Here is a 15,728-nt window from a genome sequence, read left to right as displayed (position 1 = left end):
GAGCACTAAGCCGGCCACTTTGTTTTGGCTTGAGACTCAAATACGTTTCGACTCCTTTTTTATTTTAAGAGACTTTGTGCTCCTGAACGTGCTGGGTCAGCTTCACAAACTCGGCTACGCCTAACTGCTCGGCCCGCTTATCAAAAACCGGGTCGGTGGTGGCTTCCGGGGGCATACCGAACGGTTTGAGGGCGTTGCGCAACGTCTTGCGGCGCGTGGAAAACGCCTGCTTCACCACCTTGAAAAACAGCTTCTCGTCGCAGTCCAGTCGCTCGGTGGTGTTGCGCGTGAGCCGGATTACGGCCGACTGTACCTTAGGCGGCGGGTTGAATACGTGCGGCGGCACCGTGAACAGATATTCAATAGTGTAGTACGCTTGCAGCAGTACGCTCAGGATGCCGTAGGTTTTCGAGCCCGGCCCCTCGGCCAGCCGGTCGGCCACTTCCTTCTGAATCATGCCCACCACCTCGCGCACCTGGCCGCGGTGGGCCAGCACCTGAAAGTAGATCTGGCTGCTGATGTTGTAAGGGAAGTTGCCGATGATGCTGATGGGCTGATTGTTGTATAACGCCCCCAAATCCATCTTCAAGAAATCCTGGCTGTAAATCCGGTCCGTTAAATCGGAGAAATGCTTTTGCAGATACGCCACCGAATCCCGGTCGATTTCCACCACCGAGGTGCGGTAATTGGGGTTTTCCAGCAGAGTACCGGTCAGCACGCCCATGCCGGGGCCAATTTCCAGTACTTCCGTTACGCCATCGGGTAGCCGAAGCGCCTCCACTATTTTGCGGGCAATATTGGAGTCGGCCAGAAAGTGCTGACCCAGGTGTTTCTTGGCTTTAACGGAATCCATCGGAGATTTCAACGGGTGAATAGTGCGGCAGAGCGCCAATCAGGTGAAGGCTAAGTAAGCGCAGCTGGCAATTCATCCAGATGTGAGAAACCAGCAACTGGAAACTTCAATTACCTTCACGCCCAAAGGTACGCCCGTGCTGCCGAAACCAACAGCTACGGGCTCCACTCTGCATTTCACTGCCTTTCTATTGCCTGCTATGTCTCTCGCTCTCGCCTACGCCACCGACTTTCCGGCCATTGCCGACACCGTATTCATTCTGCCGGCCGGCACCACCGAACTACCCGTAACCGCCGCCGCCGACTTGCCCGAAGCCGCCCGTACCTACGTGGCTGAGCAACTCGCCGCCGACGCCAAGCTGATTCGCATCAACCAGTATTCGCACCGCCATTACTACGTGGTAGCCCCCGCGGTGGAAGGCAAAACCACCACCCACCTCGCCGCTGAATCTTTGCGCAAAAGTGGCTTCCAGCTACACGCTCACCTTAAATCTGACAAGGTGCAGACGCTCTACATCAACGACTTAACCGACACCGCCTCAGGCGCACTGCCACTGGCCGAAGGCTTGGCCATGACGGCGTATCAATTTGCAGGATACAAGACCGACGAGAAAGCTAAAAAGGCGCCCGTACTGGAAAAACTAGTGCTGGTTAGCGCCGGTATTACTACCGAGCAGGTGCAGGAACTGGCGGGGGTGCTGGAAGGTGTTTTCCTGGCCCGCAACCTCGTGAATGCGCCACTTAACAAGCTCAATGCCATGCAGTTTGCCGAGCAGATGGCCGAAGCGGGTGAAGAAGTGGGCTTCCACACCGAAATTCTGGACTTAGTACGTATTGAGGCACTCCGGATGGGTGGCCTACTCGCCGTCAACCAAGGCAGCCCTGAGCCGCCCACGTTCACCATCATGGAGTACAAGCCCGAGGGCGCTACCAACGCCAAGCCCTACGTGCTGGTGGGCAAGGGCGTGGTGTTCGATACCGGCGGCCTCAGCCTGAAGCCCACCCCCAATAGCATGGACATGATGAAATGCGACATGGCAGGTGGCGCGGCCGTTACTGGCGTACTCTATGCGCTGGCCAAAAACCGGGTGCCCCTGCACGTTATTGGCCTGGTGCCCGCCACCGACAATCGCCCCGGCGGTGTAGCCTTCGTACCTGGCGACGTAATAACCATGTACAGCGGCCTGACTGTGGAGGTGATGAATACCGATGCCGAAGGCCGTTTGCTACTCGCCGACGCGCTAGCCTTCGCCAAGAAATACAACCCCGAGTTGGTGCTTGATTTCGCTACGCTGACAGGTGCCGCCGCCCGCGCCGTAGGCAAAGAAGGTATTGTGTGTATGGGAACTGCCAACGACGAGCAGATGCTGGCCCTCAAACAAGCCGGCAACCGCACCCACGAGCGGCTGGTGGAGTTCCCGCTCTGGGACGAGTACGCCGACCACATCAAATCCGATATTGCCGACATCAACAACATCGGTAAGGGCGAAGCCGGTGCTATTTCAGCGGGCAAGTTCCTGGAGCGGTTTACCGAAGGCTACCCTTGGGTGCACTTCGATATTGCCGGTCCCGCCTTCCTCACCGCCCCCGATTCCTACCGCGGCAAAGGCGGCACCGGCACCGCCGTGCGCCTCACGTATGAGTTTCTGAAGGGTAAGGCCTAAGGCTTATACTGGACTTTCATGCGAAGGCAACGAAGCATTACGCTCAGCTCGTTGGTTTACCACGCTAGCGAGATGCTTCGCCTTCGCTCAGCATGACGGTCTTGTAGCAGCACATCAACCCATCAATAATCAGCACATCAACACATGCTTCCACGCATTGGCATATCCGTCGGCGACTTGGCCGGCATCGGGCCGGAAATCATCTATAAAACCTTCCTTGACGCGCGGCTACTAAAGTTCTGCACGCCCGTGGTCTACGGCACCGCCACCGTCCTCTTCGACGATTTCCCGGTAGCGCAGGGTGCCGAGCCGCTCACGTTTCGACAGGTGCGCGAAGCTGCCGACATTGCCCCCGGCAAGCACAATGCCGTTACCTGCTGGGAAGACGACTTTGTGCTCACACCCGGCCAGCCCAGCACCGCCAGCGGCACCGCCGCCCGCCAAAGCCTGCTTGCTGCCTCCCGCGACCTGAAAGCCGGCTTGCTCGACGCCTTGGTTACGGCGCCTATCAGCAAGGAAAACACCCAGGCCGACGACTTCCGCTACCCCGGCCACACCGAGTTCCTGACCAGCTTCTTTGGAGCCTCCGAGAGCCTGATGTTACTCACCAGCGAAGAGTTGCGAGTAGCCACCGCCACCGGCCACATTCCGTTGAAAGACGTGTCCAGCCGCGTAACTAAGGAGCTACTCCTCAATAAGCTGCGCATCTTGCTGAAGTCGTTGAAGCAAGATTTCGGTATCGAGAAGCCGCGAGTAGCCGTGCTGGGCATGAACCCGCACGCCGGGGAAAACGGGCTACTGGGCACTGAGGAGCAAGACGTAGTAACCCCGGTTATCCAGCAGTTGCTCCAGGAAGGCCACTTGGTATTCGGCCCTTACCCCGCCGACGGTTACTTCGGCACCCGCCAGTACCGCCAGTTCGATGCCACCCTCTCCCTCTACCACGACCAAGGCCTGATTCCGTTTAAAAGCATCGCCTTTGAACGGGGCGTCAACTTCACGGCGGGCCTCTCCATCATTCGGACCTCCCCCGACCACGGCACGGCCTACGGTATTGCCGGCCAGTATAAAGCCGACGAAACCTCGTTCCGCGAAGCCCTCTATTTGGCCTGTGAGTTGGTACGGCAGCGCGCCGCCGAAGCCGCCATCAAGCCCCTAATTCCGGGCGTCGCGCCGCGTGGAGGCCGCCACGAGTAGGTTTTCAACGGTTACTGGAATTCCCAATCAAAGGCCATTGCACCGAGTGCAATGGCCTTTTTGCGGTTAAAAGGCTCACTTAGAAGTACAGCCTAAATCGAAACAATCTTTCCAAAAACGAAATTTTGTTTGTGATTTTAAAACTATGCTACTAGCTTTGCAACCGCTAAGCCACAACCGGCCTGTCTTTTTTGCTAATATGCTGCTTCAAACTCCCGCCGACTACCGCACTGCTTTGCGCCGCATGGACGCACTGGCTGCCGCCGGCTTCGAGGGAAATGCTGCATTGGAAGCCGAGTTTCGGGAGCTGATTGTAGCGCTCGATACGTATGAGGATAAGCTAGGCTTGCTGCCTATTCCCAATCTGCCCACCTCTTTAGCGGATATGATTGAGCTGAAGCGGCAGCAGATGCGACTCAAGCAGAAGGACTTGGCACAGCTACTAGAAGTGCCGGCTGGGCGCCTTTCCCAGATTCTTAGCGGTAAGCGCCGCGTAACGCTCGACTTAGCTAAACGCCTGTACGAGCGATTAGGAATTCCGCCAGAGTTCATTCTCAAAAACGCCTGACCCAGCCGCCTACCTCAGACCTGACTTTCATAAAGCGGCGAAATCTTGCTACTTTTGCCCCCTGCTATAAATTAAGTTGTGAAGAAGAACGTTGAATACGACCTGGCAATTGCCAAACTAGCCGACAAAACGCATCATTTTGCGTACGAGCTGGACCGTGCGTTTTTCGAGCAGTTCGATCAACAGCTCATTCCTGACGGCAAACTGCACGCCGACGTTGAGCTGATAAAAACCGACCGTCTGCTTACGCTGAACTTCGACATCAACGGTACTGTGCGCCTCATCTGCGACCGTAGCCTCGATGAATACGACCAGGATATCAACGTGCAGGAGCAGTTGCTGGTGCGCTACGGCGACCGGGAAGTTGAACTGGACGACAACGTGCTGCAAATCACACCCGATACCCAAACCCTACCCTTGGCCCAGCACATGTTCGACTACATCGGACTGGCTTTGCCGATGAAGAAGCTGCATCCGCGCTTTCAGAACGAGCCCGACGAAAATCCGAAGTCGGAAACCAAGCTCATCTTCACTACGCGCCAGCCCGGCGACAATGACGATGATGACGAAGGCACCGACCCGCGTTGGAACGCTCTACGCAATTTAAACTAAGCGCCTGAGTCGCTTTTCACTCAACCTTCATACTTTACTTTCAACATTTCCTGACTCATGGCACATCCTAAGAGACGCCAATCCTCGACCCGCCGCGACAAGCGTCGCACCCACGACAAATTGACTCCAAAAGCGGTTACGCTTTGCCAGAACACCGGCGAGTTACACCTGCGTCATAAGGCATATGTAGTAGATGGCGACCTGTATCTGCACGGTAAAGTAGCCATCAAAGGCTATGCACCCGTAGCAGCGCCGGCGGCTGCCGCCGATACCGACGAAGAATAGTAGCATAGCTGCTTTTTTCTACCTTACTTCTCTTCCGGCTGCTTTCATACTCGTATAGCAGCCGGAAGCAGAAGCAAGGTTCCTCTCTCCCAGACTCCTCCTTGATACCTCGTACATGAAGATAGCCCTGGACGCTATGGGGGGCGATTTTGCGCCCCAGGCCGCCGTCGATGGTGCGGTACTGGCCGCGCAAGAATTGGCCGGCAAGGCGCAAATCGTGCTTATTGGTCAGGAATCCGCCGTCCGGCCCCTTTTGGAGCAGCATGGTGAAGCGGCTGCTATGCTGGAGTTGGTACCTGCCACTCAAATTATTGAGATGGGTGAGCATCCGGCCAAAGCGTATCAGCAAAAGCAGGATTCCAGCATTGCGGTAGGCTACCGCATGCTCCACGCCGGCGAGGTTGAGGCGTTCTGCTCGGCTGGCAACACGGGCGCTATGCTCGTGGGTGCTATGTTCAGCGTGAAGCCGGTACCCGGTGTGCTACGGCCTGCCATTGCCAACTTTGTACCCAAGCTGCACGGTGGCATGGGTATTCTGCTGGATGTGGGCGCCAATGCCGAATGCAAGCCCGAAATGCTGGAGCAATTCGGTGAACTGGGTTCTTTGTACGCTCAATATGTATTGGGCATCAGCAACCCTAAGGTAGGCTTGATGAACCTGGGCGAAGAGGAAGGCAAAGGCACGACCCTTACCCAAGCCGTTTATCAGCTGCTCAAGGTGAACCCGCACGTTAATTTCATCGGTAACATTGAGGGTCGTGACCTGTTCAATGAAAAAGCCGATGTGATTGTGTGTGACGGCTACACTGGCAACGTAATGCTGAAGATGGCGGAGTCCGTGTATGATATCATGACGGAAAAGCATCTGAAAGACCCCTTCTTCGACAAATTTAATTATGAAGCTGTTGGTGGCTCTCCCATATTGGGCATCAACGACAACGCCATCATCGGGCATGGAGTAAGTACGCCGCTTGCCATCAGCAATATGCTGCTGCAAGGCTACCAAATGGCCCAATCTGGTATTTCCGACCAGATAAAAAATACCTTCAAGTCTTAGCGACTAAGTCCGGCCCCGGCCGGATTTTTTCTTGCCGCGTTTTCCGTTTTTCTTCAATGAAAATTACCGCCGCTATTACCGGAGTGGGCTCCTATGTGCCCGACTACGTGCTCACCAATCAGGAACTCGAACAACTGGTGGATACCACCGACGAGTGGATTACGACACGCACGGGCATCAAGGAACGCCGCATTCTGAAGGGCGAAAACCAGGGCACTTCGGTAATGGGGGTGCAGGCAGTGAAGCAGTTGCTAGCCAAAACCGGCACGCGGGCCGAAGACATTGACCTGCTGATTTGCTCGACCACCACACCCGATTTAGTATTTCCGGCCACGGCCAACATTATTTCGGCGGCGGTGGGCGCTACGCAGGCTTTCAGCTTCGATATGCAAGCTGCGTGCTCGGGGTTCTTGTTTGCGCTGGCCACGGGTGCTCAGTACATCCAGAGCGGCACTTACAAGAAAATAGTGGTAGTAGGAGCCGATAAAATGTCGGCTATTGTGGACTACACCGACCGCGCCAACTGCATCATTTTCGGTGACGGTGCCGGTGCGGTACTACTGGAACCCAGCACCGATGGCTACGGCCTCCTCGACCAAGTATTGCGGTCTGATGGGACTGGCGAGCAGTATCTGTACCAGAAAGCTGGTGGCAGCCGCCGTCCCCCTTCCGCTGAAACAGTAGCTAACCGGGAGCATTATGTGTACCAGGAAGGCGCTACCGTATTCAAGTTTGCCGTAACCAATATGGCCAACGTGGCTGCGCAGGTAATGGAACGCAACCACCTCACCAACGATGATGTAGCCTGGCTAGTGCCGCACCAAGCCAACAAGCGTATCATTGATGCTACCGCGCACCGCATGGGCGTAGGGCCGGAAAAGGTAATGCTCAACATTCAGCGCTACGGTAATACCACCAACGCTACCATTCCGCTCTGCCTCTCCGATTACGAGTCGCAGCTGCACAAAGGCGACAACCTGGTTTTGGCCGCTTTCGGGGGTGGGTTTACCTGGGGTTCCATCTATCTGAAATGGGCCTACGACCCGAAACCAGACCCGGATACCGTTTAAACCTGACGGTGCGGATGCGGAAAACTTCTATACTTGCACTCCCAACGTGCCGCCCCGCCACTTTCACGGGACGGCACTTCCGTTTGAATCAACGTTTATTCTGAAGAATTGGGGCGTTCTATGCGGCATCTATCTGCTTAGTAATCAGCTCACAGTTCCTAATTCCCCCTCTCACTTTACATGGCTACCACCGCAGATTTCCGCAACGGCCTCGTGCTGAACTACAACGGCGAGTTGCACGTCATCACCGAGTTTCAACACGTGAAGCCGGGCAAAGGTCCTGCTTTCGTTCGGACCAAGCTTCGCAACATCAAAACCGGCAAAGTCCTCGACAACACCTTCAACGCCGGGGTGAAAGTGGAAACCGCCCGCGTGGAGCAGCGCCCCCACCAGTACCTGTTCAAGGACGACTACGGCTACACCTTCATGGATAATGCTACCTTCGAGCAAGTGGTACTACCCGAAGCCATGGTGCCCTTCGCCGACCTGATGAAAGAAGGCCAGGAAGCCACCATCCTGTTCCATGCCGAGACTGAGCAGCCACTCACCGCTGAACTGCCCACCACCGTGGAACTGATGGTGACGTACACCGAACCCGGCTTGAAAGGCGATACGGCTACCAACACCCTCAAGCCGGCCATCGTTGAAACCGGAGCCCGGATTCAGGTACCGCTGTTCATCGACACTGACACCAAAATTCGCGTCAAGACCAGCGACTACTCCTATGTCGAAAGAGTCAAGTAAGCACCCCAGCAAGCCCACTGCCGCCATGAAAGCCAAGGAACTTCAGGAACTAATCGACTTCATTGCGAAGTCGGGCCTCAACAAAGTCAACATCGAAACGGAGGAGTTTAAAATCTCCGTGCAGCGCGAGCCCAGCTACAAGCCGGTGGTGAGCATGTCGTCGCAGGCTGCGCCAGCGGCCCCAGCCCCAGCGGCTGCACCGGCCCCGGTTGCTACGCCAGCAGCACCAGTTGCCGCCGCCGCGCCTGCCGCACCCGCAGCCGACAATTATGTACCCTTGAAGTCGCCGATGATTGGCACGTTCTACCGCAGCAGCAGCCCCGAAACGCCTGCGTTCGTGCAGGTAGGTGATTTGGTGGAAAAAGGCCAGGTGATTTGCATCATTGAGGCCATGAAGCTCTTCAACGAAATCGAAGCGGAGCAATCGGGCCGGGTGGTGAAAGCCATGGTGGAGAATGCCTCGCCAGTGGAGTACGACCAGCCGCTGTTCCTGATTGAGCCCATGTAATTAATTGGGGTCTTGGGGTCTTGGGGTCTTAGGGTCTTGGTTTCGCTGAAGCCAACCCTGAGTCCGCAAGACCCTTCTCTTTTTTCCAAGACCCCAAGTTCTTAAGCCCCCAAGACCCACATGTTCAAGAAAATACTGATTGCCAACCGGGGAGAAATTGCACTGCGCATCATCCGGACCTGCAAGGAAATGGGCATCAAAACGGTGGCCGTTTATTCGACTGCCGACAAGGAAAGCCTGCATGTGCGCTTCGCCGACGAAGCTGTGTGCATCGGGCCGCCCCCATCGTCGCAATCCTACCTCAGCATTCCCACGCTGATTGCCGCGGCTGAAATAACCAATGCCGACGCCATTCATCCGGGCTACGGTTTCCTGAGCGAAAACGCGGAATTTTCGCGGGTGTGCCAGGAAAACGGCATCAAGTTCATCGGGGCTTCGCCCGAGATGATCAACCAGATGGGCGACAAGGCTTCGGCCAAAGCCACTATGATTAAAGCCGGCGTACCCTGCATTCCGGGTTCGGTTGGCTTGCTTGATTCGGTGGAACAGGGCAAGAAAGTGGCCGCTAAAATCAAGTACCCGGTTATCCTGAAAGCTACGGCTGGTGGTGGTGGCCGCGGCATGCGCATCATCCCCACTGAAGATGACTTCGAGAAGGCCTGGAACGATGCCCGTACCGAAGCCAAAGCCGCTTTCGGTAACGATGGCGTGTACTTGGAGAAGTTTGTGGAGGAGCCCCGCCACATCGAAATCCAAGTGTGCGGCGACCAGTTCGGCCGGGTGTGCCACCTTTCGGAGCGCGACTGCTCGATTCAGCGCCGGCACCAGAAGCTAGTGGAAGAGGCCCCTTCGCCGTTCATGACGGAAAAACTACGTGAGCGGATGGGCGCGGCGGCCGTAGCGGGTGCTTCAGCCATTGGCTATGAAGGCGTGGGTACCATCGAGTTTCTAGTGGACAAAAACCGCGACTTCTACTTCATGGAGATGAACACCCGTATTCAGGTGGAGCACCCCGTGACCGAGGAAATCGTGAACTACGACCTCATTAAGGAGCAGATCAAGGTAGCCGCAGGCATCCCGATTTCCGGCGACAACTATTACCCCAAGATGCACGCCATGGAGTGCCGCATCAACGCCGAGGACCCCACCAAGGACTTCCGTCCTTCTCCCGGCAAAATCACTACGCTGCACATCCCCGGCGGCCACGGCGTGCGGGTAGATACGCACGTGTACGCGGGCTACACCATCCCTTCGAACTACGATTCGATGATTGCCAAGCTCATTACCGTGGCGCAAACCCGGCAGGAGTGCATCGTGAAGATGAAGCGCGCCCTCAGCGAGTTTGTAGTAGAAGGTGTGAAAACTACCATTCCGTTCCACTTGGCTCTTATGGATAATAAGAGCTTCCAGGAAGGCGACTTCACCACCAAGTTTCTGGAAACGTCGTTCGACTTTTCGGAGCTGTAGGAATATACATGAGTATAAAAGCAAAACGCCTCGCACAATTCAAGCGGGGCGTTTCGCTTTTATACTCATGTATATTACATGTATCGCAGATTGCCTACTCCATCAAAGTGTAGAACTGGCAGTTCGTAAGGGCGTAGAATTTTCACGACTCCTTTGTTCCCATCTTCGCTATCAAATTCAAATTGAGAGTCGTCTCCTAAGAAGCTAATACCATCAATAAAGACTATATCATAATAAGGGTCTAAGGGTTGTTCTGGGTGCGTGAATGGCACCAGCGTACGCAAGTGATATTTTGCTGATAGAGTTTTTGCAATAAGTTTCTCCCGCTCATCAGTATGAGCAGATTGATTCATGAAAAACCAGATTTTCAGGTTGAATTCAATTGAATCTTTGGCAACTGATGTAGCAAAAAACACATGCTTCAAATTACTTGAATCAAATCCTTTCGGCTCTTCTTCTCCATCGAATAAATTCCATCGAAATGGAGATAGATTGGGGAAGAGGCTAACAATTATTTCCTTTATTTCTTCGTCAGTCACTATCCCGTCTACATAAACTGTTTCCATATCTTTCAATCAGAGTTGAATTCATTTTTAAGAATACAAGACTATATACTAACTCCACTCGACTATACCCGCCTTTACACCTTGGTAGAGTACTTCTCACCCGCCTCGTTCCGGCTCATCTGGTTGCCATGAAAATCCTGTTAGTTGAAGACCATCCGGAGTTGGCCAAGAGCATTGCTAGTTACCTCACGCAAGAACACTACATCTGCGAGGTGGCGGCCACATTTGATGAGGCGCGGGAAAAGCTAATTTTGTTCACGTACGACGTGGTACTGCTGGACATTATGCTGCCCGACGGCAACGGCATTAACCTGCTGAAACTGTTGCGCAAAGACGGGGTGGAAAGCAGCGTCATTATCATTTCGGCCCAAAACGCGCTAGATTTCAAGCTCACCGGCCTCAGCGAGGGCGCCGACGACTACATCACCAAGCCGTTTCCGTTGCCTGAACTACATGCCCGTATTAAGGCCATTATGCGGCGCCGCAGTCCGCACAAAAACAACGTGCTAACGTTCCAGGACCTCACGGCCGATATGGAATCAATGGAGTGCCGGGTGAAAGGCAAGCTGCTGACCCTCACCCGCAAGGAAACCAACTTGTTGCTCTATTTCATCAACAACAAGGGCCGCATGCTCACGCGCCAAGCCATTGCGGCTCACCTCTGGGGCGACTACACCGACAACCTCGACAGCGTGGATTTTGTGTATCAGCACGTAAAAAACCTGCGCAAGAAAATTACCGATGCCGGCGGCAAGGACTACATCAGCACCGTGTACGGCCTGGGCTATAAGCTAAACGCCGGCGACTAGTGAAGCTCAACTACCGCTACACCATCGCCTACGCGGTTATCAGCTTCTGCGTGCTGTCCATTGGCTTTGCTATTGTGTACGCGGCCTTGTCCAGGAGCGTCACGCAGGCTACAATTGGCAAACTCAAACACCTGAATGATGTAGTAACGGCGCAGCTGAGCAGTGGCCGCGACTATTCCCGGCATCCGGCCCGCACCCACGTAGTCGTGCGCCGGGCGGCGCCAACCGATACCACCCGGCACGCACAGCTGGTGCAGGTGCGCGACGAGTGGGACGCTAGCCTGCAATCCACGGTGAGCGTGGTGCGCCTGACCACTTATCCGTTGGTGCGCGGGCAGCGTTTCTGGATTACCAGCAAAGCCGTAGTAATTGAGCCCAGTGACGTGTATCTGACGGGTTTGGTGCTGGTCTTTGCCTGGACGTTCGTGTTTTTGCTGGCCTTGGTGGTTATTCTGAGCGAGGTGATTTCCTGGCGGATTCTCAAGCCGTTCAACGCCATTTTGCGTGGGATTCAACGGTTCCAGCTCGGCCAGCCGACCACACTGGTTCTTGAGCCCAGCCGTACCGCCGAATTCAACGTGCTCAGCGACTTTCTGGTGACCATGACCACCCGCGCCCAGAGTGACTATCAGGGCCTGAAGGAATTTTCGGAAAACGCCTCGCACGAACTGCAAACGCCCATTGCCAGTATCAAGGCCAAGATTGAGTTGCTCATGGATTCCGACCTGTCGGAAAAGCAGTTGCTCATGCTCACAGCCATGCACGACGAGCTGGAGCGGCTAGCCAAAATCAACCAGTCCTTGACGTTGCTAGCCAAGCTGGAGAACTTCGAGTCGCAGCCGGCTACGCTCACCGATATGAGCGAGTTGGTGGCGGCCACCGAAGCAGCCTTTGCCGATCTGGCAGAAATGAAGGGCTTGCGCACCACTTTGCAACTGGCGCCCGAGGTGCGCGTGCCGCTGGATGCCGCCCTAGCTCAACTGCTCCTCAACAACCTGTTTAGCAACGCCATTCGGCACAACTTGTCGGGCGGTGAGATTCACGCGCTACTCTCCCCCACCGAATTTGTGCTGCGCAATACCGGTAATGCGCCATCGGTGCCGGTGAGTGAGCTGTTCGGGCGCTTCAAGAAAGGCAATGCCGCACTAGACTCCATTGGGATTGGGCTGGCCATTGTAAAGCGGATTGGCGAGCTATACGGGCATCAGGTGGAGTATGCTTACGCCGAGGGGTGGCATACCATCCGGGTGGTATTTGCCGCGCCGGTTGTGTAGCACCAAAGCCGGACGTAGCCAAATAATTCGTGGCTAAAGGCAAAACTTCATGCCTACGTTAATTTTCCTTTGAAATTTCTTCAAAATCAGGTTATTCATTTGTAGAGCACAGCATAGTAAGTAACTACTCACTTGTATTAGCCACCAGATTTACCCGTTCCCTTCTGCTCATGGCCCCAATCGTTTCCATAGCGCCTACTTCCTACTCCGCAACGGAGCAGGCCGGCGGCGTGGAAAAGATTTCCCGGCGGCGGCTCAAAGCCATCTTCAGCGGGTCGGTGGGCAACTTGGTGGAGTGGTACGATTGGTACGTCTTCTCGGCGTTTTCCCTGTATTTCTCGGCCTCGTTCTTTCCCTCCGACGATACCACCGCCCAGCTACTGCAAACGGCGGGCATCTTCGCCCTTGGCTTTCTGATGCGCCCCATTGGTGGCTGGATGTTCGGGCGCATTGCCGACAAGGTGGGCCGCAAGCAGTCCATGACTCTGTCGGTGCTGCTGATGTCGTTGGGCTCGTTGCTGATTTCGCTCACTCCTACTTACCAGACCGTGGGCATTGTGGCCCCGGTAATGCTGCTCACGGCCCGGCTGCTGCAAGGCCTGAGCGTAGGCGGCGAGTACGGCGTATCGGCCACGTACTTCAGCGAAATGGCCACCCGCGGCCGGCGTGGCTTCTACTCCAGCGTGCTGTACTTCACTTTGATTAGTGCGCAGCTACTGGCCCTCGGGATTCAGCTGGTGCTCCAAAACGTGCTGCTCACTGAGGCGCAACTACTGGCCTGGGGCTGGCGCATTCCGTTTGTGCTAGGTGCGGTTTTCTCGATTGTGGCCCTGTATCTGCGCCAGAACCTAGATGAAACTACCGCATTTGCAGCCCAGCGGGAAACGCCCGAAGAACAGCGCGGCAGCTTACGGGTGCTGCGGCAACACCCCCGGGCAGTACTAACGGTGGTCGGCCTTACCATGGGTGGCACGCTGGCCTTTTACACGTTCACGGCCTACATGCTGAAGTTCTTAGTGAACACCGCGCATATGGCCAAAGCCACGGCCACCAACGTTTGCTTTTTGTCGCTGATTTTCTTTGCCGCCCTGCAACCCCTGTTCGGGAGTTGGTCCGACAAAATTGGCCGCCGGCCGCTACTGCTGGCCTTCGGGCTGCTGGGCGCCGTGGGTACCGTGCCGCTGCTCACGGCCCTGAGTGACACCACCAACCCGTGGGTGGCGCTGCCGCTGCTTATGGTGGCCCTTACCATCGTGAGTGGTTACAGCGCCATTAATGCCGTAGTGAAGGCCGAGCTGTTTCCGGTGGAAATCCGGGCGCTGGGCATCGGGCTGCCGCACGCCCTTACGGTGGCCGTATTCGGGGGCACGGCTGAGTACATTGCCCTCTGGTTCAAGGGCCACGGCCACGAATCGTACTTCTACTGGTACATAGCTGGGTGCATTGCCATTTCGTTTCTGGTTTTTCTGCGCATGCCGGAAACCAAAAACACTTCCCGCCTCGATGCGGACCATATTCCCTAGCCATTGCGGCTGCTTTTCCCGTTTGGTTCTACTAGCACGCCGTTTCTGCGGAAGTTAGCGGGCCGCTGCTTGCCTTTGCTGTCCGACGCTTCCGCCGGAAATCTCCCACCACTTCTTCCCTCCCTCCCATGAAAAGAATGTTTTCCAACCTGACAGTGCAGGTTCTGACGGCCATTGCCCTGGGCGTGGCGGTTGGTGCGCTGTTTCCCGCTTTCGGGGCGTCGCTCAAGCCCATTGCCGATACGTTTATCAGCCTCATCAAAATGCTGATTACGCCCATCATCTTCCTGACCGTGGTGCTGGGTATTGCCGGCATGGGCAGCATGAAAAAAGTGGGCCGGGTGGGCGGCAAAGCCCTGTTGTACTTTGAAGTGGTGACCACGCTGGCGCTGGCAATTGGCATTATTGTGGCCAATCTGACCCAGCCCGGCGCCGGAGTGCAGGAAACGGCTCAGGCCGTTATGCAAGACTCCAAGAAGGCCGAAGAAGCAGCCAAGTTCACGTCGCAGGCCGGCGAAATGAACTGGGTGGAGTTCTTCACCCATATAGTGCCCGACAACGTGGTAGGCGCGTTTGCCAAAGGCGACATCCTGCAAGTGCTGCTGTTTTCGGTGCTGTTCGGGCTGGCGCTCAACCGCATGGGTGAAACGGCCCAGCCATTGGTGAAGACGTTTGACCGGTTGTCGCACGCTATGTTTGGGGTGCTGGCAATGGTGATGAAACTGGCGCCGTTGGGCGCGTTTGGGGGCATGGCTTTCACGATTGGGAAGTACGGCATTGCCACGCTGCTGCCGTTGGGCAAACTCATGCTGGTGGTGTATGCCACCATGTTCTTGTTCGTTTTCGTGGTCCTGAACCTGATTTTGCGCTACTACAAGCTGCGGTTGGGTCCGTATTTGCGCTTTATCAAGGAAGAAATTCTGCTGGTGCTGGGCACGTCCTCGTCGGAATCGGCTTTGCCGCGCATGATCGACAAGATGGAGCGCTACGGCTGCTCCCGCTCGGTAGCGGGCCTCGTGATTCCGACGGGCTACTCCTTTAACCTCGATGGCACGAGCATCTACCTGTCCATTGCGGTTATTTTCCTGGCGCAGGCCTTCAACATCCCGCTTTCCCTCACCCAGCAGCTCAGCCTCATTGCCATCCTGATTGTGACCAGCAAAGGCGCCGCTGGCGTTACGGGGTCGGGCTTTATCGTGCTGGCTTCTACGCTGGCTGCCACCAACGTTATTCCGGTGGAAAGCGTGGCGTTGCTATTGGGTGTTGACCGGTTCATGAGTGAAGCACGGGCCATTACCAACGTCATCGGCAACGGTGTAGCCACCTTAGTAGTAGCCAAGAGCGAGGGCGAATTCGACGAAAACCGCCACCAGTTGGCCTTGGCTGGCAAATCGGTACCCGAGGAACTGGCGCCCGAACCCGTCTCGATGCTGCCCCGCGTGGAAGTGCCCGAGCAGTCGCGCCAGGAAGTACCCATGGTAGCCGTAAAGAGCTAGATTCTAACGGAAAGCGTGGCTGGCAACCCAGTCGGC

General features: G+C 55.8%; 16 protein-coding genes. 14 read left to right on the top strand and 2 right to left on the bottom strand.

The window, feature by feature from the left end:
* Positions 1 to 64: 64 nt before the first annotated feature.
* A complete protein-coding gene (gene rsmA / locus G536_RS0106935) occupies positions 65 to 853 on the bottom strand; it encodes a 16S rRNA (adenine(1518)-N(6)/adenine(1519)-N(6))-dimethyltransferase RsmA (protein WP_022822857.1) in 789 nt (262 codons plus the stop codon).
* 199 nt (positions 854 to 1,052) lie between these two features.
* Here rsmA and G536_RS0106930 point away from each other — a divergent pair, with 199 nt between their 5' ends.
* The 10 genes from G536_RS0106930 (at position 1,053) to accC (ending at position 10,024) form a co-directional block, all read left to right on the top strand.
* The gene (locus tag G536_RS0106930; RefSeq protein ID WP_026879920.1) at positions 1,053 to 2,516 is read left to right on the top strand and encodes a leucyl aminopeptidase family protein; all 1,464 of its coding nucleotides are present in this window, start codon (positions 1,053 to 1,055) and stop codon (positions 2,514 to 2,516) included.
* Positions 2,517 to 2,660: 144 nt separating this feature from the next.
* Complete coding sequence (pdxA, locus tag G536_RS0106925) at positions 2,661 to 3,713, top strand: 4-hydroxythreonine-4-phosphate dehydrogenase PdxA (protein ID WP_022822855.1); 1,053 nt, start codon at positions 2,661 to 2,663, stop codon at positions 3,711 to 3,713.
* Positions 3,714 to 3,912: 199 nt separating this feature from the next.
* The gene (locus G536_RS0106920) at positions 3,913 to 4,281 is read left to right on the top strand and encodes a helix-turn-helix domain-containing protein (RefSeq protein WP_022822854.1); all 369 of its coding nucleotides are present in this window, start codon (positions 3,913 to 3,915) and stop codon (positions 4,279 to 4,281) included.
* A 78-nt stretch (positions 4,282 to 4,359) separates the two neighbouring features.
* Positions 4,360 to 4,893: a YceD family protein gene (locus G536_RS0106915; protein ID WP_022822853.1), complete on the top strand. Its 534-nt coding sequence runs from the start codon at positions 4,360 to 4,362 to the stop codon at positions 4,891 to 4,893.
* 57 nt (positions 4,894 to 4,950) lie between these two features.
* Positions 4,951 to 5,178, top strand: a complete 228-nt coding sequence (rpmF, locus tag G536_RS0106910; protein WP_022822852.1) for a 50S ribosomal protein L32 — start codon at positions 4,951 to 4,953, stop codon at positions 5,176 to 5,178.
* Positions 5,179 to 5,293: 115 nt separating this feature from the next.
* The gene (plsX, locus tag G536_RS0106905; protein ID WP_022822851.1) at positions 5,294 to 6,235 is read left to right on the top strand and encodes a phosphate acyltransferase PlsX; all 942 of its coding nucleotides are present in this window, start codon (positions 5,294 to 5,296) and stop codon (positions 6,233 to 6,235) included.
* A 56-nt stretch (positions 6,236 to 6,291) separates the two neighbouring features.
* Positions 6,292 to 7,305: a beta-ketoacyl-ACP synthase III gene (locus tag G536_RS0106900; protein WP_022822850.1), complete on the top strand. Its 1,014-nt coding sequence runs from the start codon at positions 6,292 to 6,294 to the stop codon at positions 7,303 to 7,305.
* Positions 7,306 to 7,485: 180 nt separating this feature from the next.
* Positions 7,486 to 8,049, top strand: a complete 564-nt coding sequence (efp, locus tag G536_RS0106895) for an elongation factor P (RefSeq protein WP_022822849.1) — start codon at positions 7,486 to 7,488, stop codon at positions 8,047 to 8,049.
* Positions 8,050 to 8,074: 25 nt separating this feature from the next.
* Positions 8,075 to 8,557 (top strand): acetyl-CoA carboxylase biotin carboxyl carrier protein, encoded by a 483-nt coding sequence (accB, locus tag G536_RS0106890; RefSeq protein WP_026879919.1) that lies wholly within the window; start codon positions 8,075 to 8,077, stop codon positions 8,555 to 8,557.
* 120 nt (positions 8,558 to 8,677) lie between these two features.
* Positions 8,678 to 10,024 carry an acetyl-CoA carboxylase biotin carboxylase subunit gene (gene accC, locus G536_RS0106885; protein WP_022822847.1) on the top strand — a complete coding sequence of 449 codons (1,347 nt, stop codon included), beginning with the start codon at positions 8,678 to 8,680 and terminating at the stop codon, positions 10,022 to 10,024.
* A 74-nt stretch (positions 10,025 to 10,098) separates the two neighbouring features.
* Here accC and G536_RS0106880 read toward each other — a convergent pair whose 3' ends face one another.
* The gene (locus G536_RS0106880; protein WP_022822846.1) at positions 10,099 to 10,590 is read right to left on the bottom strand and encodes a hypothetical protein; all 492 of its coding nucleotides are present in this window, start codon (positions 10,588 to 10,590) and stop codon (positions 10,099 to 10,101) included.
* Between the two features lie 128 nt (positions 10,591 to 10,718).
* On the opposite strand from G536_RS0106880, the gene G536_RS0106875 reads away from it, so the two are divergent.
* The 4 genes from G536_RS0106875 (at position 10,719) to G536_RS26650 (ending at position 15,692) form a co-directional block, all read left to right on the top strand.
* Positions 10,719 to 11,399 (top strand): response regulator transcription factor, encoded by a 681-nt coding sequence (locus G536_RS0106875; protein WP_022822845.1) that lies wholly within the window; start codon positions 10,719 to 10,721, stop codon positions 11,397 to 11,399.
* The gene (locus tag G536_RS30435; protein WP_022822844.1) at positions 11,399 to 12,673 is read left to right on the top strand and encodes a sensor histidine kinase; all 1,275 of its coding nucleotides are present in this window, start codon (positions 11,399 to 11,401) and stop codon (positions 12,671 to 12,673) included. Before G536_RS0106875 ends, G536_RS30435 begins: the two co-directional genes overlap by 1 nt.
* Before the next feature lie 170 nt (positions 12,674 to 12,843).
* Complete coding sequence (locus G536_RS0106865) at positions 12,844 to 14,196, top strand: MFS transporter (RefSeq protein ID WP_022822843.1); 1,353 nt, start codon at positions 12,844 to 12,846, stop codon at positions 14,194 to 14,196.
* 128 nt (positions 14,197 to 14,324) lie between these two features.
* Positions 14,325 to 15,692, top strand: a complete 1,368-nt coding sequence (locus G536_RS26650) for a dicarboxylate/amino acid:cation symporter (protein ID WP_022822842.1) — start codon at positions 14,325 to 14,327, stop codon at positions 15,690 to 15,692.
* Positions 15,693 to 15,728: the final 36 nt, after the last annotated feature.

The sequence above is a fragment of the Hymenobacter norwichensis DSM 15439 genome, assembly GCF_000420705.1.
In the GTDB taxonomy this organism is placed as follows: domain Bacteria; phylum Bacteroidota; class Bacteroidia; order Cytophagales; family Hymenobacteraceae; genus Hymenobacter; species Hymenobacter norwichensis.
The sequence above is the reverse complement of the archived record's forward strand: the minus strand, read 5'-3'. Positions and strand labels throughout refer to the sequence as shown.